Origin of the sequence: Pigmentiphaga litoralis (genome assembly GCF_048632615.1) — a bacterium.
Lineage (GTDB): Bacteria > Pseudomonadota > Gammaproteobacteria > Burkholderiales > Burkholderiaceae_B > Pigmentiphaga > Pigmentiphaga litoralis_B.
The window spans coordinates 4,708,285-4,731,892 of sequence record NZ_CP184479.1 but is presented as its reverse complement, the minus strand read 5'-3'; the positions used below and the strand labels follow the sequence as shown (position 1 = coordinate 4,731,892).

Here is a 23,608-nt window from a genome sequence, read left to right as displayed (position 1 = left end):
GGCGCGCCGAAGGCCGGCGCGACAGGTGCGAACTATGGACGTATCGGCGCCGGTCCGATAGAACGAAACGCCGGCTTTGGTACGGATGTGCTGCGGCGACGCCGCAAGAAAGCGCAAGGAAGGACGGCGTGACTGCAGGTCAGCAACTGCGCAACCCGCAGATCGGTAGCAGCACAGGGCCGCAGATAGGCGACCGCCCGCAGCCAGACATCAACGACGGCGCACCGCCGCCTCTTCCATCAGTGTGTCGCTGCCCAGCGCAGCCTCGCCCATCACCAGCTCGCGCACCTGACGGCTCTGCTGGGCGGCCTGGCTGGCGTTAGCGCGGAAGCGCAAGGCGGCGCGGCTTTGTCCATTACCGTCCAGAGTATGGCCCATCTCTTCAAGCAACATCGCGGCCTCTTCGAGACTGCGCATGACATCCCAGTAGCGCATCTCGACCTTTTCGACCACGCCATACAGCAATGCTTCCCGTGACAGTCCGTGGCCTGTGTGACAGCGAAAGCGAATGTTCTTTTCTTCCTTTATACGGACCAGCACTCCCTCGCACTCCGGGCAGGTGAACGGCGTGTACTCGCCAAGGTCCGTTACGCCTTTGGCGAACGCATCGCCATTTGCCGAGATGGACGTTTCCAACGCAAGGCGCTTGCGGACCGCGTCGTCGCCCTTGTCCGACATCGGGGTGGTCGGCCGGGCCAGCAAAGACGCGATCAGCGCGCCCATGTCGCCGGCCGGCACGATGTGATCGATCTCGACCTGCTCCAGGGCGCTGATAGGCATGGAGTCGAACTGGGCGTCGGCCGGATCCTGGATCACGGTCACACCGCCCAGGCGCTTGATGCTCCAGAGGCCCGATGTACCATCGTCGAGCGCACCCGACAGCACCACGCCGATCGCGCGTTCGCCATAGGTGTATGCAGCAGAACGGAACAGGGCATCGACAGAGGGGCGAAACCGGTTTTCCTTCGGTCCCCGCTTGACGGCAATCCGCTGGTCTTCGATCAATAGATGCCGGTCCGGCGGCGCCACATAGATCCGCCCGTCCCGCAGCGTTTCGCCGTCCACCGGATGCACCGCCTGCAGCGCGCCAGCCCGGCTCAGGATCGCCGGCAGGTCGCTCGGATGGTGCGGCGGCAGGTGCTGCACCATCAGCACCGCGGCAGGCAGATCCGCTGGCAATTGTTTGACGAGCTGGATCAGACTGCCGATTCCGCCAGCCGATGCACCGACCACCACCACGCGATTCGAGAACATAGAAACCTCGGCAACATGCCCGCGAGCGGTGCCGGACGCCCTGCCCCGCCCTACTCTGCTGGATGAGTAAGTCTACTTCACACCACTTCAAGCATGAGTCTCCCCGCTTCCAGGGTTTACGCTGGGGAGCCGCTTGATCTATGGTCGAGCAGGTAAGGGAGTGCTACCGTGCAGCCATGCCCAAGCCTCCACCTCCGATAGCAGCCCCCTCCTTTCCACGCCGCACTCTGCTGACCGCGGGCGCCTTGTCACTCACGACATCGATGGCGTTGCGGGGCGCGTCAGCGGCCTGGGCGGCGACGGCTGCGGAGAACGGGGTCGGCCTGCCATCAGCCCACCGGCGCGGCGCAGCCTTCAATCCGCTGGCGCGCCTTTCCGACCTGCGCGCCCCGGATCGCAACGGCGCCATGCTGCCCGATGGATTCCAGCTACGGCTGGTCGCGCGCAGCGGGGCCGCACCGGTTGCGACGCGCAACTTTCTTTGGCACGGCGCGCCGGACGGTGGGGCATGCTTCGCCAACGACAAAGGCGGATGGGTCTATGCCAGCAATGCCGAGTTGCCCGACGGACAAGGCGGCGCCAGCGCGCTCGCTTTCGACGCGTCGGGGCAAGTGGTGGATGCCTATCCCATCCTTCGCGGCACCAGCATGAACTGCGCGGGCGGGCCAACCCCCTGGCAGACCTGGCTGTCGTGCGAGGAGTTCGAGACCTCGTTGGAATCGTCCGGGCAGGTCTGGGAATGCGATCCCCATCGGGCCGCGGGCGTCGGTCCCTCCGCCCCGAAAGCCCATCCGGGACTGGGCCGTTTCGCACACGAAGCGGTCTGCATCGACGCCGTCCACCGCGTGGTGTATCTGACCGAAGACGCGCCCGACGGCCGCATCTACCGCTACGTGTGCGGCAATGCCGACTGGCCTGCGGGCGCGCCGGTGCCGGCCGGATACCAGCACGGTCGCTTGCAGGTGATGCGCATTGCCGGCCTGCATCGCGATGCCAACGCGACCGGCATGACGCATCGTTTGCGGGTCGGCGCCCTGCCCATGGCCGTCACGTGGGAAACCGTGCGCCAGCCCGCGCAGGGCCAGCACCATGTGCGCGCGCAGTTGCGAGCGGCAGGCGAGCCGGTGCCGGGCACCGCGTTCGTCAAGGCCGAAGGCATGTGGATCGACGGGCACACGGTGTACTTCGTGACCTCATACGATAGCCGCGTGTGGGCCTATGACATCGACCGTCAGGCCTTGTCGGTCCGCCACCACGGCAAGTCCGACGGGTCGTTCCTGCCCACGTTCAGTGAACCTGACAACATCACGGCCACCCCCTTCGGCGACATGGTGATCGCCGAGGACGGCGGCAACATGCAACTGGCGGTGCTGCGCCGGGATGGCAGTACGCAGCCGTTGCTGCGCATGCTGGGTCACGAGCGCAGCGAACTGACCGGGCCGGCCTTTTCACCCGACGGCAGGCGGCTGTATTTCAGTTCGCAACGCGGCACGGCGGGTACGGCCCAGGACGGGATGACGTTCGAACTGCTGCTGCCCGATACGCCCGGCGCGTGACACCGGATGCCAGGCGCGCGGACGGAGCTGGCGATGGCCGGTTACCGCGGCTTGCGCCTTGTTGCGGGTTGCGCGCGCGAGCCCTCCTATCCTTGCTCGTTCACGACGGCGAATCGCATTGCCGGATCAAGGAGCGCGCATGGAACATTTGGGAAAGACGACCTGGGTCATTGCAGAAGGGTACATTCCGCCCGGCAGTACGGGCAGCGACCAGGCTTTCATCAGCCACGAGACGGCCTGCATGCTCAACACGGGCGACGCCCCGGCGCATGTCACGGTCACCTTGTTCTTTTCGGATCGCGATCCCGCCGGGCCTTACCGCATGACCATCGCGCCGCGGCGCACGCTGCACATGCGCTTCAACGACCTGACCACGCCTGAGGCCGTGCCGCCGGGAACCGATTACGCCAGCGTGATCCAGTCGGACGTGCCCATTGTCGTGCAGCACACCCGGCTGGATTCCCGCCAGGCCGAGCTTGCCATCATGACGACCATGGCCTGGCCCGCGGGGTGATGGTGCTTGCGTCGATCAGGAACGAACGCAGGTGTAGCTGGCCGCTGCGTTGACGTCACCGGCGCCGTTGTATTTGGGCCAGGTCGGGTACACGCAGACCGGACGCGAGCGTCCCTTGGTCGCCGTATTGCTGTCGAAACCGACCGGCGTGGCGGGCGGGGATTGCCGGCCCTCTACCCAGTCATCCAGGATCGCCAGGTTGTCCCAGGCCAGCAGGAACTTGCCATTGCCGTGCGCCAGGCCCGGGATCAGGTAGAAGCGCATGAAGGTATCTGCCGCAGCCTGGCCATAGCGCGTCACCACCGCGCTGTACAACTCGGCGTTCGCATAAGGGCTCACGCTGGGATCGTCCTGGCCCTGGACCCACAGCACCTTGCCGCCGCGATCCTTGAACTTCGTGTAGTCGGAGCTGGTGGCGCCAATGGTGTCGGACAACTCGACGATCCGGTTCTGATAAATGCCGGGATTCTGGATGTCCAGCGTCAGCAAATTGAACGTCGGGTTGCGGGCCACGAAGTACTTCACGAACTGGTCGGCACGGCTGACGTGATGGGCGTTGGGTCCGCTGACCGGCGGCTCGATGTACGCCGCCTGCGAACCCAGCTGCATCGTGATGCCTTCCAGACTGTTGTAGCCCAGGTAGCGGGTCACGTTGTTCGCGAAGGCGTACGGCAGCGTGTAGCCGTCGTGATAGACCGACAACGTCTTCGAGATCTGGACGGGCGTCAGGCAGGTCGTGGGATTGCCCGTCTCGCCCGCCTTGCAGCTCAGGTCGCTGACCAGTTGCGCGGAGATCGCCCGGCAGCCCGGCATGTTGCTGACCAGCCCGTCGGCAACGCCGTCCAGCGCATCGCACCGCTGCAGCGCGCGATCGGCAATGGCCGCCACCATGGCCGGCGGAATCCAGCCGGCGGAACTGTTGTCATAGACCGCACGGGCCAGCGCCGCGCCCCACAGCCGCAGCCCCAGGAAGTTGGCCGTCGGGTAGTTGCTGATGACGCCGTCGTACGCTTCCGGAAAGCGCAGGGCCGCCGTCAGCGCTTCCCGTCCACCGGTAGACCCGCCCGCGTAGTACATACGCTTGGGGGCGCTGCCGTAGCGTGTATTGGCCAGCGCGACCGCCACGTCGCGCGTCTTCTTGATGTGCATGTACCCGTAGTTCAGCAACGCTTCATCGTTCAGTGCGAACGACGCGTCGTCGGCGTCGGCAGCCTGGTGCCCCGAGTCGCTGGCCAGCGTCATGTAGCCTTGGGCCAGCGGCACGGGCGCCGTGTCGGAACCCAGCGGCGCTTTGCCGATCGTGCTCGGAATGCTGCCGTTGTAGCCGCCGCCGCCGAACTGCAGGGCCTTGCCATTCCAGGTGCTTGGCAGATTGACCTGGAAACGGATGTCGGGCGCCGTGGCGTCCATCGGCTTGATCGCCCCCAGCACCCTGCAGTACTCGCCGTTGGTGTTGCCGGGGTCGTTGGCCAGTACCAGCGCCGCCGACGTGATCAGCGCGCCACGCGTCGGCAATGACAGGTCGGCCGCGGCGACTGTAGTCCCATTCAGGGCCATGCACGCCGCCAGCGGCGTGGCGGTAGGCCCGGGCGTCGGAGCGGTCGCGGCGGGCGCGTCGTCGCCACCGCCGCCACAGGCGGCCAGAGCGGTGGCCAGTGCGCCTGCGCCCAGCGCGAGCAGGACGCGGGAAGGATGTCTTGCGGTCATATCGGTCTCCATGCGGCGCTCGAGACACGCGGCGCCGTCGTTGTCATGACCTGCGCGGGATCAGGGCCGGCGCGCAGGGAGACCGATCATAGGCCGGCGGGAGGCATTTCCTCCATTGCATCTTTGGCATGCATTGATGCGCCCCATGCATGTAACCAAAATTGTTGCGCTCATCAATGATGTGGTTGACGGCGTCAACTAGGTGGTTTCGATCAGGTAGCCCATGCCACGCACGGTCACGATGCGCACCGCGCTCGCGCCGAGGCGCCGCCGCAATCGGTGCACCATCAGTTCGACCACCTCGGCATGGGCCGGTTCCTCGGCGAACACATCGCGATGGATCTCATGCTTGGCGACCGGCTCACCCTGCCTGGCAAGCAACATGGATAACAGGGCGTATTCGCGACGGGGCAACTCCAGCGGCCGGCCATCGAGCGTGAACTGCCGCCGCAGCGTATCCAGCACCAATGGCCCGCAGGCCAGCGCCACCCGCTCCACCCCCGCGCACGCCGCACCAACGCCACCAGCCGCGCGGCCAGCTCGAGCAACGCCACCGGTTTCGACAAAAAGTCATCGGCACCCGCATTCAGCACGTCGACGCATTCGGCCAGGGCGTCCCGCGCCGTCAGCACCAGCACGGGAGTTCGCACGTCGGCCGCGCGCAAGGCGTGCAGAACGGCGCGGCCGTCCATGACGGGCAGGCCAAGGTCCAGCACCAGTACATCGACGCCTCCCACCGCAAGCGCGGGGCACACGGCGCCGCCATCGCCCACCACGCGTACCGCGAAGCCGAATGCCGACAGCGCCTTCGCAAGCCCCTCGGCAAGCGCTGCTTCGTCTTCGGCGATCAGAGCGCAAATGCCCGCGCCATCCGGCGGCGCGGGCGCATCCGGCCCGGACTGCGACGCGATCCGCGGCATCGCAGACTCAGTCGCCAGTGCACTCCAGCTGCCCGGACCGCGGGTTGGGACCTTGCTTGCCAGGGCCGGGGCCGGTCGCGGGCAAGCCATAGTCCGCCTTGACCACCGCGTTGTCGCTTGTCGTGAAGCCGTCCTTGGTCAACGTCCAGGCGTCGAAGTAGTTGACCGGATTCAAGGCCAGCGTGTTGACGCTCTTCAGGTAGTCGGTCAGCTTCGGCACTTCGGACGTGTTGTAGGGGAAGTGCAGGCCGTATTCCAGCTTGTAGCCCACGCTCACGCCGTCCACCAGCGTGGCCCGGGTGCCGAGATGATGCGGCTGGAAATACTTGATGCCGAAGGCGGGCATGAGCACCCTGGCCTGATTCACGACACGTGATTCGGGGCCGCCCTGCCATAGATCGATGGTTGGCGACCCGGATTGCCGCACGGCGTCCGCAAGATTCGAGAAGGGCGAGCCATACACCACCTCGGCGGCCGTGCCCTTGCCGGTCACGCGCGGAATGAAGAGATCCACGCCGCCCGCGCCGCTGTCCGACACATACACGTTCATCGTCTTGTCGCGTGTCTTGGTGGAGATCAGGAAGCCGAAGGTCTCGACGCCCGCCACGCCGTTGCCGACTTCGCCGCAATCCAGGCTGTGCAACCAGCGCACGCTGCGGATGGTCACGAAGTCATTGATCTTGATCGTCTCGCCGCCCTTGAGCGTCGTGCACTGCGACGCCGGGTTGCCATAGGCCACGACGGCGGCGCACACGGCTGCAGGCGCGTAGACCATCTTGCCGGTCTGCTTGGCATACTCGGGAATCTGCAGGGCATGATCGCCGTGTTCATGGCCGACCAGGAAGAAGTCGACCGACCCCTTCTTCTTGAGCGCGGTCAATGCCTTGGTGACAGCGGCCGGCGTCGGCGCGCGGCCGGAATTGACGACTTCACCATCCAGGATGAAGCCTTTGTCGCCGATCTGGTAATGCCAGTTGCTGATGCCGAACCAGGTGGTCCGCACTTGCGTTGGTGCGTTGGCCAATGGATCAGGCGTGCTCGGGGTGTCATCGCCATCCCCGCCACACGCCGCCAGTCCGGCCACGGTGGCGAGCATTGCGGCCCCAGACAGAATTGCCATGCGTCGTTTCATCATCGTCCCCTCGTTATCGTTGTGTTGGTGGGGATGACTGTAGGGACGCGCGCCTTTCGAATTCCTTTCAAACGCCACACGTGACGGCTAGGGGTATGTACCGACCCCCAGCCGAGCGATGTCAATTGCCGCTCAGATCGACCTTCTTCGAGATCGTTTCGAACGCGCTCAGCTCTTTGGCCAGCTTGGCGCCAAACGCCGACGGGCTGAGCGGTGGCGCGGGGATGCTGCCCTGTGCCTGCAGCGCGCTCGCGAACTCCGGCGACTGCACGATCTCGATGACGTCCTTGTTGATCTTGGCAACGATATCGGGCGGGGTGCCCGCGGGCGCCAGGATGCCATGCCAGGTGCTGATCACGTAGTCCGGCACCCCTGCCTCGGCAAAGGTGGGCACGTCGGGTAGCTGCGCAATGCGCTGATTGGACGCCACCGCCAGCGCCCGCAGCTTGCCCTGCGCGATGAAAGCCGTGGCCGACGCCGGTGACGGGAACGACATGTCCACGACGCCGCCGACCAGGTCGGTCATGCCCTGCGCCGCGCCTTTGTACGGTACATGAAGAATGTCGGTTTGGGTACGCAGCTTGAACAGTTCGCCGGCCAGATGCGGCACGCCGCCTATGCCTTGCGACGCATAGCTGAACGGCTTCTTCCCCGCGCGGATGTCCGTCAACAGCTGGCCAACATTCCGATATGGCGACGCCGCGCTGACGACCAGGATGTTGGGTACCTCCACCGTCAGGGCCACGGGGGTGAAGGACGTGGTCACGTCATAGCGCAGGTTCTTGTTCACGAACTTGTTGAGATTGTGGCTGGTCGCGGTTACCAGCAAGGTGTAGCCGTCGGGCTTGGCTGCCGCCACGGTGCCCGCGGCAATGGTCCCGTTGGCGCCCGGTTTGTTGTCAACCACAACCGGTTGCCCCCACCGTTTGGCCAGTTCGCTGCCCACCAGCCGGGCCGACTGATCGATTGCTCCGCCGGGCGTGTAGCCCACGACCAGGGTCACGGCACGCGCCGGAAAATCAGCCGCAGCCGCGGTCGTCACAAGGCAAAAAGGAAGGGCTGTGGCGGCAAGCGCCATCGCAGCCCAGGCAACACGGCGTTGGGCGAACAGGTAGGTCACGGGGGTCTCCGTCTATCGTTATCAATGGGTCGTCGGGATTCAAGTCATCGGCGGGCCCTGGACGGACCTTCGACTGTCCCATCCTAGGAAGGGCCCGCGCTGCGTCAATCGCGCACCGGACGCGTTCCGCGCAGCGAAATATCCGGCCCAGAAAGCGTCGGGCGCGTGCCCGATTCCGACCGCAGGGTCGCCAGGAATGCCGATGCCGCGGCGGACGGCGACCGTCCGCTGCGCGTCAGGATGCCCAGTTCGCGATGCACGGCAGGCCGGCCGAGCTTGAGCACGGCCAGGCCCCTGACGTCCATCAGGCACAGCGCCAAGCGCGGCACGGGCGCCACGCCCAGCCCCGCCGCCACCATGGCGCCCACCACCGAAATATTGGTCGCTTCGTACTTCGGCGAGATGGCAAGCCCCGTCTCGGCCAGCACCCGATCCACCAGGGGACGGATGCTGCTGGACGACCCGCTGGCCACCAATGGGCGGCTGGCCAGCACGCGCCAGTCCACCCGGGCGCGCTTGGCCAGCGGATCTTCCGCGCTGCAGATCAGCACGAAGTCGTCTTGTGCGACGGGCTCAAAAGCTACCGGCCCGGCCGTGGCAGGCGCGACCGACATGCCGAAGTCCGCGCGCCCGTCGGCCACGCGTTCCTGCACGTATTCGTCCGACATCGGGACCAGGGTCAGCGTCACCCGGGGATGGGTCCGCTCGAACGCCAGCATCGCGCGCGGAAGCAAGGCCGCGGCGGCGGACGGCAGGCAGGCGATGGTGATCCGCCCTTTGCGGCCCGCCACGAACTCCGACAGGTCGCTGAGCGAGTCGTGGAATTCCGCAACGATCCGGCGGGCGATGGGCAGCAGTTCTTCGCCCGACGGCGTCAGCGCCACGTGGCGTGTGCTGCGGTCGAACAGGCGCGCATCGAGCTTGCGTTCGGCCGACTGGATGATGCGGCTCAGCGCGGGCTGCGACACATGGAACCGGTCGGCAGCCTGGCGGAAGCTGCAGGTATCCGCCAGCAACAGGAAGGCTTCGAGTTCGTTGACGGTCAACGCGGTGCGGGAGACGGGCATGGATGTCCAAAACGCATCAAATCAATGCGATAAATTCACTTCACCTATCAGTCTGCGCTTCCTACACTGCGTGCACAATCCGTGCGGACCTGGCCCTTCCCTGGCTGGCTACCGTCACGCTCTAGGAGACCGCCCGATGACCTGGCCCACGCTTGCCCGCCCCTTTCGCATCCCGCTGACCACCCTGCTTACATCCGCGGTGACGACCGCGATCATCGCCGCGGCGGCCGCGCCCGCGGCCCTCGCGCAGACTTACCCCGCCGCCGGCCAGCCCATCAAGATGGTCGTGCCATTCGCGGCCGGCAGCGGTACGGACCAAGTCGCCCGCGCGCTGGCGCAGGCCATGAGCGAGGCCAATCACGTCACCGTGGTGGTCGACAACCGACCAGGCGGCAACAGCTTCATCGGGGCGCAGGCGGTGGCGAACGCGCCGCCCGATGGCTACACCATGCTCCTCACCACCAACAGCACGCACGCCGCGGCCGAGCACCTGTTCAAGAATGTGCCCTACGACCCGGTCAAGGACTTCACGCCCGTCGCCTTGCTGCGCAAGGGCTACCTGGTCATGGTCACGCGCCCGGACTTTCCAGCGGCGACTGTCGCGGAGTTCACCGCGCAGGCGCGCCGCGAGCCGGGCAAACTCAATTTCGGCAGCGGCAGTTCATCCTCCCGCGTATCGGCCGAGCTGTATCGGCAAATGGCCGGCGTAGACATCACGCATGTGCCCTACAAGAGCAACCCCAACGCATTGACCGATCTGGTCGGCGGGCAGGTTCAGGTGATGTTCGTGGACACCTCATCGGCGCTCAGCCCGGTCAAAAGCGGCAAGCTGCGCGGCCTGGCCGTGACAAGCAACAAGCGCCTCGACATCCTTCCCGACCTGCCCACCCTGGACGAGGCGGGTCTCAAGGGCTACGAGATGTCGTACTGGACGGCTGCCTATCTGCCCCGCAACACGCGACCCGAGATCGCGGCTCGGCTTGCCGATCTGCTCAAACAGGCCATGGGGTCGCCCGAACTCAAGCAGTTGATGGAAAAGACCGGCACCGAAGTGTCGTATGGCGACGCCGAGATGCTGCGCCGTTTCCAGGCATCCGAAACCGACAAGTGGGCGCGGATCATCAAAGCCGCTGGCATCCAACCGGAGTGACCGCATGACAGGCAGACCACGCATCCGCATCGGCGCGGGCTCGGGCTTTTCCGATGACCGCTTCGAGCCCGCGCTCGAACTGGCCGAAAAAGGCGACATCGATTATCTGGTGTTCGAATGTCTGGCCGAGCGCACCATTGCCCGCGAAACCCTGGCGCGGCTGAAGAACCCGGCCGCGGGATACACCCCTTTCCTGCGGGAACGCATGCGTCTGGTTCTGCCCGAGTGCCTGCGCCGGGGCATCCGCATCGTGACCAATATGGGGGCCGCCAATCCGATCGCCGCGGCCCGCGCGATCCGCGAAGAAGCGCAGGCCGTGGGCCTGACGCCGCCCCGCGTCGCCGCGGTCGTGGGCGATGACGTCACCGAGATCATCCGCGCGAATCCGCAACTGCCCCTGCTGGAAAGCGGCGAGCCTGTCGAATCGCTGCTGCCGCGACTGGCGGCCGCCAATGCCTACCTGGGCGCCGACATCGTCCGGGCAGCCCTCGACACCGACGCACACGTGGTGGTGACAGGCCGCGTTGCTGATCCTTCCCTGTTCCTGGCATGCATGCTGCATGGCCTGGGCTGGTCCTATGACGACCTGCCCAACCTGGCCGCCGGCACCTTTGCCGGACACCTGCTGGAATGCGCCGCGCAGCTGACCGGCGGTTGTTTCGCGGACTTTCCGCGCAAGCCGGTGGAAGGCCTGGCGCGCTTGGGCTTTCCCTATGCCGACGTGACACAGGACGGCCAGGTCATCTTCGGCAAGGTCGAGGGGTCCGGCGGCCGGCTCGACGTCGCCACCTGCACGGAACAGGCCCTATACGAATTGCACGACCCGGCCCGCTACATCACGCCGGACTGCGTGCTGGACATCACCGACGCGAGCTTCGAGCAGCTTGGACCGGACCGCGTGCGCATGGCGGGCGCCCGCGCCCGGTCACGCACCGGCACCTACAAGGTGGTTGTCGGCTACCACGATGGCTGGATCGGTGAAGGCGAGGTCGGCTATGCCGGTCCGTATGCCCTGGCCCGAGCACGCCTGTCGGAGCAGATCGTGCGCGAACGGCTGGCGCTGCGCGGCTTCAGCTATCCCGAGATTCGCGTCGACTACATCGGCGTGTCCAGCCTGCATGGCGACGCGCCCGGCCGCCCCGAGCCCTACGAAGTCAGGCTGCGCGTCGCCGCCCGCAGCCCGGACCGCAAAGCCGCCGAAGCGGTGGGCTTCGAAGTCAGGACCTTGAACGTCAACGGCCCCGCCGGGGCGGCGGCGGCACCAATGCCGTGCGCCAGGTGATCGGCGTCAAGTCACTGCTGTTGCCGCGTGAACACGTGCGGCCGGAAATCGTCATGGAAGGAGCCTCGTCATGACCAAGGTGCTGGAACTCGGCCATTCGCGCGCGGGCGACAAGGGCAATACGTCCAATGTGTCCGTCATTGCCTACGACGACGCCGCGTGGCAGCGGCTGGAGCGCGACCTGACCGTCGACCGCGTGGCCGCCGCATATGCCCATGTGGCCGCCGGGCCGGTCACGCGCTACGCGCTGCCAAAATTGAGGGCGCTCAATTTCGTCATCCAGAATGCGTTGGGCGGCGGCGTGACGATCTCGCTCGCGCTGGATGCGCATGGCAAAACGCTGTCGTATCTGATGCAGGACATCGATCTGCCTTAGCGCCACGCGTCGTACGTTGCCGGTTCCGGTGCACTACCATGCGGTCTTCGGGCACTTACGGCACCATGATGCTTACCCTTCGCCAGCTGACCTACTTCGCCAAGGTGGTTGAGACCCGCAACATTACGCGTGCCGCCGAGCAATTGCACGTGGCGCAACCCGCGCTGGGAACGCAACTTCGGCAGCTTGAAGCCCACCTGGGCGTTCCGCTGCTGCATCGCCATTCACGCGGCGTGGACGCCACGCCGGCAGGGCAACTGCTTTACCAGCGCACCCAGGACGTCCTTGCCCTGCTGGATCGGACCGAGGCCGACATCAGGGAACTGCAGGGGACCGACGCGCGTCCCGTGAAGCTGGGACTGACCGCCAGCCTCGTCCACCTGATCGGCGCGGACTTGATGGTGTGGGCGTCGCGCGCCGCGCCCGGCCAGGCACTCAAGTTGCGCGAAGAACCCAGCTTTCTTCTGGTCGATGCGCTGGAACGCCAGGAGATCGACCTGGCCCTGGCGTACTGCGCCCCGGCCAGGCCTGGTCTTGCGGTCCACCCCTTGCTTGAAGAAGAGATTCCCTTCGTTGTGCGGGCCGATCGCGCACCGCCGGGCACGAGCATGATGCTTGAAGATGCGTTGTCCTTCGACCTTGCCATGGGTGGCGAACGGGACGTGGGACGCCGGCTGCTGGTGGATGCGGCAGCATCCCATCGTCTGACGTGCCGGGTCACGTATGAAACCCAATCCATTGCGGGGATACGCGACCTGTTGATGCGCGGCTTGGCTGCCAGCGTGATTCCGTATGGATCCGTTGCGCGCGAGCTGGAAACCGGAGAACTCGTCGCGCGCCGCCTGGTGCCGTCCATGTCCATGACCTTGTGCCTGGTGCGGCGGCGCGCGGATGCCGATGCGGACGGTTCCTGCGACTTTCGCGACGCCCTGGTCGTTCAGTGTCTTGCCATGATCCGGGAACGGCTCGGACCGTTCGTGCTGTCACCCTGACCGTCCCTGCTCTGCGCTTTGCCGTATGGCTCCCAGCGCAAAAGCGTATTGGACGCCTCTCGCCGTCGCGTCTGTAATGGCTCCTGGCGCCGCCCAGGCGGCGCAGGAACACGAACAGGAACAGCAATGACCACATTGACCACGGCCGCAGGCGACGAGGCCTTCTTCGAGCAACGCGGGTTCGGCCAGACCTTGGGATTCGGACGGCGGGCCGCCCTCGTTGTCGTCGACCTCATCAACGGATTCACCGATCCCAGCCGCCCGCTGGGCGCGAACCTGGACGGGCAGATCGACGCATCGAACCAACTCATTCCGCTGATGCGCGAAGCCGGCCTGCCGATCATGTTCACCACGACGGCCTACGACGACGCCGGGCTGGCCGACGCAGGCATGTGGGGCCTCAAGATGAAGGGGTCGACCACCTTGCGCGCGGGCAGTCACGACGTGGCGCTTGATGCGCGCCTGGATTACCGGGCCGGCGAGCCGATACTCATCAAGAAGTACGCATCCTGTTTTTTCGGCACCGACCTGCTGTCGCGGCTGATCTCGCAGGGCGTGGACACCGTCATCGTCACCGGCTGCACGACCAGCGGCTGCGTGCGAGCGACCGTCGTGGACGCCGTGCAGAACGGTCTGCGGCCGATCGTCGTCCGGGAAGGCGTGGGCGACCGATCCCGGGCGTCGCACGAACAAAGCCTGTTCGACCTGCAGGCCAAATACGCCGACGTCATGCCGCTGGCGGACGTGCTTGCGCACCTGCGCCTTCAACAGCCCGCCTGACGCTTTCCAGGCGCCCGATGCTTCTTGCCGGAGATCCACCATGCCGTCTGCCCTGCCCTGGATCCGCGCCCTTGGCGCGTCATTGCTCACACTTGCGCTGGCACCCGCCTTCGCCGCGTCACCGAACGCTGCCTTTCCCACCCGGCCCATCAAGATGGTTGTCGCGGCGCCCACCGGCGGCCTGCCCGACGTCATCGCCCGCATCGTCGCGCAGCACATGACGACGTCCCTGGGCCAAGCCGTGGTCGTCGAGAACAAGCCCAGCGCCGGCGGCATCATCGCCACGGAATCGGTGGCAAAAGCGCCGCCGGATGGCTACACGGTCCTGCTGCTGGACCTGAGTCCCCTGACGATCAACCCCACCCTGTACAAGAAGCTGCCCTACGATGCCGCCCATGGCTTTGCCCCAGTGCGAATGCTGGGGGTGGCGCCGCTGTTCCTGGTCACCAACCCGAATGTGCCCGCCAAGACCTTTCAGGAACTGGTGGCCATGGTGAAAGCCGCGCCGGGCAAGCACACCTACGGCACGATCGGCGTGGGATCCTTGCACCACATTGCTTTCGAAGAACTCAAGGCCGCCACAGGCATGGACATGCTGCACGTCCCGTTCAAGGAACAGCCGTCGGGTCCGGTCGTCGCCGGACAGGTCGACATGATCCTTGCCGGCCTGCCCTCGATCGAAGGGTTTGTGCGGGGCAAGCGCCTCAACATGATTGCGGTGAGTACATCGAAGCGCGCGCCGCAGGCACCTTCGTTGCCGACCATCGCCGAAAGCGGACTGCCCGGCTACGACCTGTCGGCGGACATCGGCGTCATTGCCCCGAAAGGCACGCCGCCCGAGGTCATCCGCACACTGTCGAATGCGCTGGCCGATGCGCTCAGGCAACCTGACACCCTGGCCCGCTTCAACGAACTGGGCATCCTGGCCGCCGACATGCCTGCAGAGGCCTATGCCGCGCACATCCAGAAGGAAATGCAGCGCTTTGCCAAATCGGTCACTGCGGCCGGGCTGGCCGGGAGCAACTGAACGCGACCGCAATGCGCCGTGCCCAGGCACTTGAAGGATGCGGCACGGCGCCGCGCAGTCAGAGGTCGCCGCTCTCCGCAATCCGCCGCGACAGCTCGCGCGTTGACGGCATGCGCCGCTCGGCATTGTTCACGTGCGCTTCGTCTTCCGCCAGGTTGGCGATGATGGTCAGCAACACCTTGCGCGCCGTGGTGATCTCGGCGGGTTTCAAGCCCCGGGTGCCAATGTCGTTGATCTCTTCGGCCAGCGGCACCAGCTTCTTTTTCAGTGCCTTGCCTTTGCGCGTCAGGAAGACATGCACGTTCTTCTTGTTGCCTGGCAGGTGCTTGCGCTCGACGTAGCCCAGCGCTTCCATGGCCTTCATTGCCGAATAGGTGGTTGGTTCCTGCACACCGGCCTGCTCGCTCAATTCCCGTTGCGTCAGCCCGTCGGACTCCCACAAGATCCGCAGAAAGGCCCAATGCCCGAACGACACATCATGTTCCGTCAGCCGCATCTGCAGCCCGCGCACCAACGCGCGCGTCGCGTCTTTCACGAGGTGGGCCAGCCGATCATCGGGGACGGCCTCGCGCCAATGGTCGAGGACTTTTCGCGTTTCTTCGTTTGAATTCATGCTTGGCAAGGCGTTCGTATAGAGGGAAGTCGACAGGTTGCGCTGCAGTTCCGGCCGGACCGGCCACAGCATAGCCGGTCTGCTGCAAGGCAATCACTATAAACGGCGGCAATGGGCGCGCAGGCGCCGCCGGCAAGGGTAACTCCCCTCGCCCATCCGGCGCGGCCGGCTTGACACCTCGCTGCCGGCCCTCCTAATCTATATTAGAGAGCTAAGTAAATTTGCCAGACGCTCTTTGGGTTGAATGGCCGGCGCGCGCCGCTGGTCCATCTGGCTCAGCACGCGCGCGACATGACCGCCGCGGCCCATAACGACAAACACAGCAGGAGACATCCCGATGACACGCACGCCAACGCCGGCCAGTGGGCCGGCAGCTTTCGCTCGCGCCGACGCGACACGCCGCGACGCCGCAGCCCGAGCGCATTGCCAGACATCCTGTGCCGGGCCAAGCGCGCAAGCTCTGGCGTTGGCGCTATCGCTGACCGGCATCATGGCGGCGCTCGCTCCCACCCCGGCATCGGCCGCGGATGACGCCGCCGGCTACCCCAACCGCACCATCCGTTTCGTCGTTCCCTACGCCCCGGGCGGTCTGCCCGACACGGTGGCCCGCGTGGTGGCGCAGCGGCTGACCGAACACATGGGCCAGAGCGTCGTCGTCGAAAACAAGCCGGGCGCGAACGGTGTGATTGCGGCGCAGACGCTGACGAGCGCGCCGCGCGATGGCTATACCTTTCTGGTAACCGACGGATCGATGATGTCCATCAATCCGGCCATCTACAAGAACCTGGCGTATGACCCGGCCAAGGACTTCATACCCGTATCGCTGGTCGCCACGTCGCCGTTGTTCCTGGCGGCCAATGCCGAACTGAAGGTCAACACGCTGCAGGAGTTCGTTGCGCTCGCCAAAAACAAGCCGGGTCAGCTGAACTATGGATCGTCTGGCATCGGGAGCAGCCATCACCTGACGATGGAAGCCATGAAGGCCGCGTTGAACCTGCAGATCAACCATGTGCCCTTCCGTGGGTCGGGCCAGTCGGTGCCGGCGCTGGTGGGAAACCAGGTAGGCGTGGTGTTTGCCGCGCTGCCTTCGCTGTCGGGCTTTGCCGAGAACGGCAAGGTCAAAATCCTGGCGACCAATTCGGCGTCGCGCTCGGCATTGGCCCCGGACATTCCGGCGATCTCGGAAATCATTCCCGGCTTCAACTTCGCGGTAACGGTGGGCGTGCTGGCGGCAACAGGAACGCCAACCTATGCGGTGACGCGCATCAATGCCGAGGTGACGCGCGCGCTCAAGACTCCCGAGGTCATCAAGCAATTGAACACGCTGGGCATCGAGCCCGTCGGCGGGCCCGCGGATCGTTACGCCGCCGCCATTGCCGAGGAAGGCAAGCGCTACGAAGGCGCGATCAAGGCGGCTGGCATCAAGGCGGAGTAAGCCGCGTCGCCTTGGCGACAGCGGGGGACGCCAGCCAGGTGGACAAACGCGCCGGCGTCCCCTACACTTCAATTTAATTAGATATCTAATGAATATGCCTGTTCCGGTTGCCGGACCGGACCGCAACAACCTGGTGAGAGCGAGACATGTTGACCACTGAAGAAAACGATCTGTTGTGCCGTGTCGAGGGCAACGCCCCGATGGGCCAGCTGATGCGCCGGCACTGGACGCCGGTCTGCCTGAGCGAAGAAGTCAGCGAGCCCGATGGCACGCCCATCAAGGCACGGGTATTTGGTGAAGACCTGGTGGTGTTTCGCGACACCGAAGGTCGCGTGGGGGTCATGGATGAGTTCTGTCCGCACCGCCGCGTGTCGCTGGTCTACGGGCGCAACGAGGAATGCGGCCTGCGCTGCCTGTATCACGGCTGGAAGATGGACGTGGAAGGCACGGTCATCGAAATGGTGTCCGAACCGTCGGCCAGCGCCATGACCGAGAAGGTCAAGCACAAGGCCTACAAGGTGCAGGAATGGGGCGGCTGTGTGTGGGCCTATATGGGCCCCCAGGACAACGTGCCCGAATTCGTGCCGCCGCCCTGGGCGCCGACCAGGGACACCAAGGTCAGCATCGCCAAGATCTTGATCCCTTGCAATTGGGCGCAGATCCTTGAAGGCGCCATCGACTCCGCCCATAGCGACAGCCTGCACTCTTCCGACTTCCTGCCCGCGCGGGTCGGCGGCGCCGAAGCAACAGGCAAGAACTGGTTGCGTCCTTCAACCGACAAGGCGCCGCGCATGCAGGTGCAGTGGGGCACCTACGGCTTTCGTTACGCCGCGATCCGTCGGCCGATCACCAAGGCGTCCGAGAACAACTATGTGCGGTCCACCGTGTTCGTGGCGCCCGCCACGGTGCTGATTCCACCCAACAACCTGTACAACGTTGCGAACATCAACGTTCCGATGGACGACACCAACACGGCCTTCTATTTCATTTCATGGGGCGATCCGGCCAAGGCGCCGGATACCGAAACCTGGCGCAAGTTCCTGGGCGCGCAGGTAGGTGTGGACCTGGACCCCGAATACCATCCGTTCCGGCACATGGGCAACCGCTTCAAGCAGGACCGCCAGGCCATGAAGGCGGGCAACTTTACCGGCATCACGGGCTTTCCCAACCAGGACATCGCGATGTGGGTGACGATGGGGCCCATCGCCAACCGGTCGGACGACAGGCTGGGTGCCAGCGATTTTGCGATCGTCGAGTTCCGTCGCCAGATGCTGGAAGCGGTCAAGGCCTTCCAGGAAGGCAAGCCGGCCATCGGCACCGGCGAGTTGCGGATCCCGTCCGAGATCTGCTCGTTCCAGGCCATCATTCCCAAGACCACCGACTGGCGCGACTTTGGCGCCCGCCCGGTATGGACCACGGACGCCAACGCGCCGCAACTCGACAGCAACTATCAGACGACTTGATCGTCCCGGAGACAACCTTGAACCTTCGCCTTTCCATCGCCATGGGCGACTACGACCGCAACCGCGCGCTGTTCGACGGTGGCGTGCAGATCGACGGCGTCGATCCGGTTTTCATGCTGCTCAATCCGGAAGAGATGTTCTTTCGCGCGTTCCGCAGCATCGACTTCGATGTCAGCGAGCTGTCGTTCTCGAGCTATCTGGTCAAGCATGCCAAGGGCGAATGCCCCTATATCGCGCTGCCGATCTTCCTGTCGCGGGCGTTCCGGCACACGTCGATCTATGTGCGCAAGGACCGGATCAAGACGGCGGGCGATCTGAAAGGCAAGAAGATCGGCGTGCCGGAATACCAGCTGACGGCGAACGTATGGGCGCGTTCGATTCTTCAAGACGACTATGGTGTGAAACCGTCGGACGTGACCTGGGTGCGGGGCGGGATCGATGAGCCGGGCCGCCCGGAGAAGATCAAGCTGCAGTTGCCGGGCGACGTGACGATGGTGGATGCGCCAGAAGGCAGCACGATTTCGGACCTGCTGGACCGCGGCGATATCGATGGCTTCATGGCGCCGCGTCCGCCCGGCGGCGCCGCCCGCCACAACCCGGATGTCGGCTGGCTGTTCGATGATCCCACTGCCGTCGCCAAGGATTACTTCAAGCGCACGGGCGTGTTCCCGATCATGCACGTGGTGGGACTGCGCAAGGAACTGGCGGCGCAGCACCCGTGGCTGCCGGCCGCTCTCGTAAAAGCGTTCGAACAGTCCAAGGCTGCCGCGCTGGACAAGCTGGCGGATACGTCGGCCACCAAGGTCACCCTGCCGTTCGTGGAAGAGCAGCTGAAGGCTGCGAAAGAGACCATGGGCGAGGACTACTGGTCGTATGGCGTGCAGGCGAACAGGCGGACGCTGGAGACCTTTGTGCGGCATCACCATGCGCAGGGTTTGTCGTCGCGTCAGGTCCCGGTGGAAGAGCTGTTCCACCCCGCCACCTACGAATCCTACAAAATCTAGGCCGCGCGATGGAAGACGCCAACGACACCCAACGCATGATGCCGCTGCGGATTGCGAAAGCAACGGATGTGGCGATCGGCATTCGCAGCTTTGAACTGGTGCATCCCGACGGCGACGAACTGCCGCCGTTCACCCCGGGCTCGCACGTCAAGGTGCAGGTGCCCAACAACGAGTTCCGGAAGTATTCCCTGTGCGGTGATCCGGAAGACCTGGGCAAGTATGTGATCACGGTCAAGCGGGATGCGAACGGGCGCGGCGGTTCGATGAGTCTGGTCGACGACGCCAAGGAAGGCGACACGCTGCCGACCTCGATGCCCGACAATGCGTTCCCCCTGGTCGACAAGGCGTCGGCGTACGTCTTCATCGCAGGGGGTATCGGCATCACGCCTATCCTGTCGATGATCCGGTCTTTCGGCGACTTGCCGCCCGCGCCCTGGAAGCTGTACTACCTGAGCCAGTCGGCTGAAACGACCGCATTCCTGGATGTCCTGGACGCGCCTTCCTTTCGCAAAAACGTCAAGGTGCATCATGACGGCGGCGATCCGGACGCGGCCTTCGATCTGTGGCCGGTGCTGGAAAAACCCAATCGTGGCCATGTGTACTGCTGCGGCCCGCGGGGCCTGATGGAAGCGGTCCGCGACATGACGGGCCATTGGTCGCCGGGGAACATCCACTTCGAAAGTTTCCAGGAAGGCGGCGAGAAGCGCGCCGACGATACGCCCTTCACCGTCAAGCTGGCGCGGTCGGGGCTGGAATTCGAGGTTCCGGTGGGGCAGTCGATTCTGTCCGTACTGCGCGCGGCCGAGGTCAAGGTGCCGTTTTCCTGTGAGAGCGGTACCTGCGGATCCTGCCGCACGGGTCTGCTCGAAGGCGTGGCCGACCATCGCGACATGGTCCTGATGCCCGAACAACAGGACAATCAGATCATGGTGTGCGTGTCGCGCGCGGTGTCGGGTCCGCTGGTGCTGGACCTATGAACGCGACACCCTCCTCCGCCCTGCGTATCGGCGTGGCCGGACTTGGCCGCGCCTTTTCGTTGATGTTGCCCACCTTCCTGGCGGACGCGCGCGTGCGGCTCGTTGCCGCATGCGACACCCGCGAGACCGCACGCGCCCAGTTCGCGCGCGACTTCGATGCGCCCGCGTACGATTCGTTCGACGCGCTGGTCGCCGATAGCCAGGTCGAAGTGATCTACGTTGCCAGCCCGCATCAGTACCATGCCGAACACACCCGGCTTGCCGCCGCGCACGGCAAGCACGTGCTGGTCGAAAAACCGATGGCGCTGTCCCTTGCGGCGTGCGACACGATGATCGACGCCTGCAGGCAGGCCCAGGTGCATCTGTTGGTCGGGCATTGCCACAGTTTCGACACGCCCTATCTGGCCTGCCGGAATCTCATCCGCAGCGGCCGGCTGGGCGCGGTCCGCATGATCCAGGCAATGAACTACACGGACTATCTGCTTCGCCCGCGACGGCCTGAAGAACTGATGACGTCGGAAGGCGGCGGCGCGGTATTCAGCCAGGCGGCGCACCAGGTCGATATCGTGCGGCTGCTGGCAGGCAGCCGCCCTACCCGCCTGCGCGCGGCCGTCGGCCACTGGGATCCGGCTCGGCCGACCGAAGGGGCCTACTCGGCGCTGTTGTGGTTCGACAATGGCGCGTACGCGTCGCTCAGCTACAACGGCTACGGCCACTTCGATACGGACGAATGGACGGACTGGACCGGTGAGATGGGACATGCCAAGGATCCGGCCGCCTATGGCTCGGCGCGGCGCAAGCTCGATACCGTGGCTTCCCCGCAAGAGGAAGCCGAATTGAAAGCCAGAGGCACGTACGGTGGCCCCGCCTACGTTCCCCCAAAGCCGCCTTCGATCGATGATGCGCGGCCATGGCACCAACATTTTGGTCCGATGATCGTCTCGTGCGATCAAGGCGACCTGCGGCCCATGCCGAACGGCATCCAGGTCTATGGGCGATACGCGAAGGAATGGGTGCCCCTGCCCCAGCCGTCGGTTCCCCGCGCCGAAGTGATCGACGAACTGGTCGCCGCGGTGCGGGAAGGTGTCGCACCGCTGCACGACGGCGTGTGGGCGAAGGCGACCCTGGAAATCTGCCTTGCCATGCTGCAGTCCGATACCCAGGGGCAGGATGTGGTGCTGTTGCATCAGGGCGACTAAGCAGGCGGTGCTCGGCCGGATCGTTCCCTGCTCCGGACGCCTGTCCCACCCTCAATCCACCTGAATGCCCGCCTTCTGCGCCAACTGCTTGTTGGTCTTGATCTCACTGTCGACGAAGGCCTTGAACTGCTCGGGCTTGAGGATGCGCGTGCTGTTGCCGCTTTTGGCGAACTGGGCCTGCACGTCTGGTGACTGCAACGCGGTGGTCAGGTCTGAAGACAGCTTTTCGATGATGGCGGGCTTGGTCCCCGCGGGCGCCCACAGGCCGATCCACAACTCGATGTTGACATCCGGATAGCCCGACTCGGCCACCGTCGGCACATTCGGGAGCGTGGAGACGCGCTGCGCCGACGTGACCGCGATCGCGGACAGGCGGCCGTCGTCGGTCAGCATGCCGCCCAAGGTGGACAGTGGCGCCATGTAGAACACGGACCGGTTGGCCGCCACATCGGTGATCGCATCGGGCGACCCCTTGAACGGCACGTGCATCATCGAGATGCCCGCGCGTTGTGCGAACAGTTCCGCGGTCAGGTGCGTGGAGGATCCGACACCCGCCGATGCGAACGCAAGCGCACCCGGTTTGGCCTTGGCGGCGTCGGCAATGTCCTTGACCGACTTGTACGGACTGGCCGACGCCGCCACCATGACGTAAGGGGTGGTCGACAGCAGCGCCACGTCGACCAGGTCCGTCTGCGGATCGTACGGCAGCTTCTTGTAGATGGCCGGATTGGCGGCGTGCGACGCGCTTTGCACCAGCAGCGTCAGGCCATCGGCCGGGGCCTGCACCACCCGCCGCGTGCCGATCTGCCCGCCGGCGCCCGGCAGGTTCTCCACCAGCACGGTCTGGTTCCACATCTGCTGCAGCTTGCGGCCAAGGATACGGGCCACGATGTCGGCGCCCGAGCCCGGCGTCAGCGGGACGACGAGTTTGACGGGATGCGCGGGGTAGTCCTGCGCCAAGGCCGGCGTCGCGGCGACACACAGCGCGACCGCGGCCAGCGCAAGGCGCTGTGACAAACGGCTGAACCACAAACGGCGGAACGACAGGCTGGCGGACGGCAGGTGGGGCAGCGACGCGTAAGCAAAGGGATGCGGGTTCATGGGTGGTCTCCGGCGCCGGGGCCAGCGGCTGTTATGGGAACTGCGGCCAGGTCTTGCGCACTCAGTGGCGATCGATGAAATCCCTCAGTACACGGTTGAATTGGTCGGGATGTTCCAGATTGGACAGATGCGCGGCGTCGTCGATGACATGGAACTCCGCGCCCGCGATTTCGCGGTGCAGGACCTCCGATGCGGCCAGCGTGCATGCAGGGTCATCACGGCCCAGCAAAATCAGGGTCGGTGTGGTGATCTGCTTGAGCAGATGCGTCTGCGACATGTCTCGTACCGCAGAGCCGCAGGCGATATAGCCTTCGACGTCGATCGACAGAATCATGGCGCGCACCTGGGCGATCACGTCCGGCGCGCGGGCAAGGAACGCCGGCACGAACCACCGCTGGATCGTGCCGTCGACCATGCCCGCCATGCCCTCGGCGCGCGCCGTGGCAAAGCGCGCTTCCCACATCGCGCGAGGCGGCATCTCGCTCGCGGTGTCGCACAGCGACAGCGACCGCACGGACTGGGGATGACGGATCCCCAGCTGCTGGGCGATCATGCCGCCCATCGACAGGCCAACGAAGTGCACCGGGCCGACGCCTGCATGGGCGATCAATGCGGCAGCGTCATCGGCAAGCTGTTCGATGCTGTAGGGGCCGGGCGTCACCTCGGACGCGCCATGGCCGCGCGTGTCGTAGCGCAGCACCTGGTAGCGCTCGGTCAGCGCCGGCATCTGCGGGTCCCACATCGCCATCGTCGACATGAGGCTGTTGGACAGCATGACGGTCGGCGCGTCGGCCGGCCCCTCCAGGCGATACGCCAGGCGGGCCCCGTTGATAGTTGCGAAAGTCAAGGTGTTTCCCGGGCAAGGGTGGATGACGGCCCCAGTGTAGAAAGGCTCGGTGAACTGAGGAATGCCCGGAATTTGTGTCAGGTGATAGCCTG

General features: G+C 65.4%; 21 protein-coding genes and 1 pseudogene. 13 read left to right on the top strand and 9 right to left on the bottom strand.

Annotated features, from left to right (window positions below; translation table 11 throughout):
- Positions 1 to 210: 210 nt before the first annotated feature.
- On the bottom strand, positions 211 to 1,254 hold the full coding sequence (locus ACNANG_RS21825; RefSeq protein WP_420224768.1) for a chemotaxis protein CheB: 1,044 nt from the start codon (positions 1,252 to 1,254) through the stop codon (positions 211 to 213).
- A gap of 245 nt (positions 1,255 to 1,499) precedes the next feature.
- Between ACNANG_RS21825 and ACNANG_RS21820 the strand changes: the two genes are divergently transcribed.
- Positions 1,500 to 2,810, top strand: coding sequence for an alkaline phosphatase PhoX (locus ACNANG_RS21820; RefSeq protein WP_420224767.1), 1,311 nt, complete (start codon positions 1,500 to 1,502; stop codon positions 2,808 to 2,810).
- 139 nt (positions 2,811 to 2,949) lie between these two features.
- Positions 2,950 to 3,324 carry a sensory rhodopsin transducer gene (locus tag ACNANG_RS21815; RefSeq protein WP_420224766.1) on the top strand — a complete coding sequence of 125 codons (375 nt, stop codon included), beginning with the start codon at positions 2,950 to 2,952 and terminating at the stop codon, positions 3,322 to 3,324.
- Between the two features lie 15 nt (positions 3,325 to 3,339).
- On the opposite strand, the gene ACNANG_RS21810 is transcribed toward ACNANG_RS21815, so the two are convergent.
- From ACNANG_RS21810 to ACNANG_RS21790, 5 genes and pseudogenes are all read right to left on the bottom strand, one after another.
- Positions 3,340 to 5,031, bottom strand: a complete 1,692-nt coding sequence (locus ACNANG_RS21810; RefSeq protein ID WP_420224765.1) for a tannase/feruloyl esterase family alpha/beta hydrolase — start codon at positions 5,029 to 5,031, stop codon at positions 3,340 to 3,342.
- Between the two features lie 198 nt (positions 5,032 to 5,229).
- Positions 5,230 to 5,891, bottom strand: a pseudogene (locus tag ACNANG_RS21805) (response regulator).
- Positions 5,892 to 5,958: 67 nt separating this feature from the next.
- Positions 5,959 to 7,071 (bottom strand): hypothetical protein, encoded by a 1,113-nt coding sequence (locus ACNANG_RS21800; RefSeq protein ID WP_420224764.1) that lies wholly within the window; start codon positions 7,069 to 7,071, stop codon positions 5,959 to 5,961.
- 133 nt (positions 7,072 to 7,204) lie between these two features.
- Positions 7,205 to 8,203, bottom strand: a complete 999-nt coding sequence (locus tag ACNANG_RS21795; protein ID WP_420224763.1) for a Bug family tripartite tricarboxylate transporter substrate binding protein — start codon at positions 8,201 to 8,203, stop codon at positions 7,205 to 7,207.
- Positions 8,204 to 8,307: 104 nt separating this feature from the next.
- Positions 8,308 to 9,270 carry a LysR family transcriptional regulator gene (locus ACNANG_RS21790; RefSeq protein WP_420224762.1) on the bottom strand — a complete coding sequence of 321 codons (963 nt, stop codon included), beginning with the start codon at positions 9,268 to 9,270 and terminating at the stop codon, positions 8,308 to 8,310.
- A 136-nt stretch (positions 9,271 to 9,406) separates the two neighbouring features.
- Between ACNANG_RS21790 and ACNANG_RS21785 the strand changes: the two genes are divergently transcribed.
- The 6 genes from ACNANG_RS21785 (at position 9,407) to ACNANG_RS21760 (ending at position 14,877) form a co-directional block, all read left to right on the top strand.
- Positions 9,407 to 10,420 carry a Bug family tripartite tricarboxylate transporter substrate binding protein gene (locus ACNANG_RS21785; protein ID WP_420224761.1) on the top strand — a complete coding sequence of 338 codons (1,014 nt, stop codon included), beginning with the start codon at positions 9,407 to 9,409 and terminating at the stop codon, positions 10,418 to 10,420.
- Positions 10,421 to 10,424: 4 nt separating this feature from the next.
- The gene (locus tag ACNANG_RS21780; protein WP_420224760.1) at positions 10,425 to 11,702 is read left to right on the top strand and encodes an acyclic terpene utilization AtuA family protein; all 1,278 of its coding nucleotides are present in this window, start codon (positions 10,425 to 10,427) and stop codon (positions 11,700 to 11,702) included.
- Positions 11,703 to 11,772: 70 nt separating this feature from the next.
- Positions 11,773 to 12,078 (top strand): AtuA-related protein, encoded by a 306-nt coding sequence (locus ACNANG_RS21775; RefSeq protein ID WP_420224759.1) that lies wholly within the window; start codon positions 11,773 to 11,775, stop codon positions 12,076 to 12,078.
- A 65-nt stretch (positions 12,079 to 12,143) separates the two neighbouring features.
- Positions 12,144 to 13,070, top strand: a complete 927-nt coding sequence (locus tag ACNANG_RS21770; protein ID WP_420224758.1) for a LysR family transcriptional regulator — start codon at positions 12,144 to 12,146, stop codon at positions 13,068 to 13,070.
- Positions 13,071 to 13,196: 126 nt separating this feature from the next.
- Complete coding sequence (locus ACNANG_RS21765; RefSeq protein WP_420224757.1) at positions 13,197 to 13,850, top strand: isochorismatase family protein; 654 nt, start codon at positions 13,197 to 13,199, stop codon at positions 13,848 to 13,850.
- Positions 13,851 to 13,890: 40 nt separating this feature from the next.
- The gene (locus ACNANG_RS21760) at positions 13,891 to 14,877 is read left to right on the top strand and encodes a Bug family tripartite tricarboxylate transporter substrate binding protein (RefSeq protein WP_420224756.1); all 987 of its coding nucleotides are present in this window, start codon (positions 13,891 to 13,893) and stop codon (positions 14,875 to 14,877) included.
- Between the two features lie 58 nt (positions 14,878 to 14,935).
- Here the strand turns inward: ACNANG_RS21760 and ACNANG_RS21755 are convergent, their stop codons facing one another.
- Positions 14,936 to 15,490 (bottom strand): MarR family winged helix-turn-helix transcriptional regulator, encoded by a 555-nt coding sequence (locus ACNANG_RS21755; RefSeq protein WP_420227629.1) that lies wholly within the window; start codon positions 15,488 to 15,490, stop codon positions 14,936 to 14,938.
- A gap of 490 nt (positions 15,491 to 15,980) precedes the next feature.
- On the opposite strand from ACNANG_RS21755, the gene ACNANG_RS21750 reads away from it, so the two are divergent.
- From ACNANG_RS21750 to ACNANG_RS21730, 5 genes are all read left to right on the top strand, one after another.
- Entirely contained in the window at positions 15,981 to 16,925 is a 945-nt protein-coding gene (locus ACNANG_RS21750; protein WP_420227628.1) for a Bug family tripartite tricarboxylate transporter substrate binding protein, read from the top strand.
- Positions 16,926 to 17,071: 146 nt separating this feature from the next.
- Entirely contained in the window at positions 17,072 to 18,388 is a 1,317-nt protein-coding gene (locus ACNANG_RS21745; protein WP_420224755.1) for a Rieske 2Fe-2S domain-containing protein, read from the top strand.
- Between the two features lie 41 nt (positions 18,389 to 18,429).
- Positions 18,430 to 19,392, top strand: a complete 963-nt coding sequence (locus ACNANG_RS21740; protein WP_420227627.1) for an ABC transporter substrate-binding protein — start codon at positions 18,430 to 18,432, stop codon at positions 19,390 to 19,392.
- Between the two features lie 8 nt (positions 19,393 to 19,400).
- Positions 19,401 to 20,369, top strand: coding sequence for a PDR/VanB family oxidoreductase (locus ACNANG_RS21735; RefSeq protein WP_420224754.1), 969 nt, complete (start codon positions 19,401 to 19,403; stop codon positions 20,367 to 20,369).
- Positions 20,366 to 21,568, top strand: a complete 1,203-nt coding sequence (locus ACNANG_RS21730; RefSeq protein WP_420224753.1) for a Gfo/Idh/MocA family protein — start codon at positions 20,366 to 20,368, stop codon at positions 21,566 to 21,568. The genes ACNANG_RS21735 and ACNANG_RS21730 overlap by 4 nt, the downstream gene beginning before the upstream one ends.
- Positions 21,569 to 21,619: 51 nt before the next feature.
- Here the strand turns inward: ACNANG_RS21730 and ACNANG_RS21725 are convergent, their stop codons facing one another.
- Together ACNANG_RS21725 and pcaD are read right to left on the bottom strand one after the other, a co-directional pair.
- On the bottom strand, positions 21,620 to 22,669 hold the full coding sequence (locus tag ACNANG_RS21725) for a Bug family tripartite tricarboxylate transporter substrate binding protein (protein WP_420224752.1): 1,050 nt from the start codon (positions 22,667 to 22,669) through the stop codon (positions 21,620 to 21,622).
- Positions 22,670 to 22,730: 61 nt separating this feature from the next.
- Positions 22,731 to 23,516, bottom strand: a complete 786-nt coding sequence (pcaD, locus tag ACNANG_RS21720; RefSeq protein ID WP_420224751.1) for a 3-oxoadipate enol-lactonase — start codon at positions 23,514 to 23,516, stop codon at positions 22,731 to 22,733.
- Positions 23,517 to 23,608 lie beyond the last annotated feature (92 nt).

Coding starts and splice junctions, on each gene's coding strand:
- ACNANG_RS21825 (WP_420224768.1), bottom strand. CDS start 1,254: ATGTTCTCGAATCGCGTGGTGGTGGTCGGTGCATCGGCTGGCGGAATC.
- ACNANG_RS21815 (WP_420224766.1), top strand. CDS start 2,950: ATGGAACATTTGGGAAAGACGACCTGGGTCATTGCAGAAGGGTACATT.
- ACNANG_RS21810 (WP_420224765.1), bottom strand. CDS start 5,031: ATGACCGCAAGACATCCTTCCCGCGTCCTGCTCGCGCTGGGCGCAGGC.
- ACNANG_RS21800 (WP_420224764.1), bottom strand. CDS start 7,071: ATGGCAATTCTGTCTGGGGCCGCAATGCTCGCCACCGTGGCCGGACTG.
- ACNANG_RS21790 (WP_420224762.1), bottom strand. CDS start 9,270: ATGCCCGTCTCCCGCACCGCGTTGACCGTCAACGAACTCGAAGCCTTC.
- ACNANG_RS21785 (WP_420224761.1), top strand. CDS start 9,407: ATGACCTGGCCCACGCTTGCCCGCCCCTTTCGCATCCCGCTGACCACC.
- ACNANG_RS21780 (WP_420224760.1), top strand. CDS start 10,425: ATGACAGGCAGACCACGCATCCGCATCGGCGCGGGCTCGGGCTTTTCC.
- ACNANG_RS21775 (WP_420224759.1), top strand. CDS start 11,773: ATGACCAAGGTGCTGGAACTCGGCCATTCGCGCGCGGGCGACAAGGGC.
- ACNANG_RS21770 (WP_420224758.1), top strand. CDS start 12,144: ATGATGCTTACCCTTCGCCAGCTGACCTACTTCGCCAAGGTGGTTGAG.
- ACNANG_RS21765 (WP_420224757.1), top strand. CDS start 13,197: ATGACCACATTGACCACGGCCGCAGGCGACGAGGCCTTCTTCGAGCAA.
- ACNANG_RS21760 (WP_420224756.1), top strand. CDS start 13,891: ATGCCGTCTGCCCTGCCCTGGATCCGCGCCCTTGGCGCGTCATTGCTC.
- ACNANG_RS21755 (WP_420227629.1), bottom strand. CDS start 15,490: ATGAATTCAAACGAAGAAACGCGAAAAGTCCTCGACCATTGGCGCGAG.
- ACNANG_RS21750 (WP_420227628.1), top strand. CDS start 15,981: ATGGCGGCGCTCGCTCCCACCCCGGCATCGGCCGCGGATGACGCCGCC.
- ACNANG_RS21745 (WP_420224755.1), top strand. CDS start 17,072: ATGTTGACCACTGAAGAAAACGATCTGTTGTGCCGTGTCGAGGGCAAC.
- ACNANG_RS21740 (WP_420227627.1), top strand. CDS start 18,430: ATGGGCGACTACGACCGCAACCGCGCGCTGTTCGACGGTGGCGTGCAG.
- ACNANG_RS21735 (WP_420224754.1), top strand. CDS start 19,401: ATGGAAGACGCCAACGACACCCAACGCATGATGCCGCTGCGGATTGCG.
- ACNANG_RS21730 (WP_420224753.1), top strand. CDS start 20,366: ATGAACGCGACACCCTCCTCCGCCCTGCGTATCGGCGTGGCCGGACTT.
- ACNANG_RS21725 (WP_420224752.1), bottom strand. CDS start 22,669: ATGAACCCGCATCCCTTTGCTTACGCGTCGCTGCCCCACCTGCCGTCC.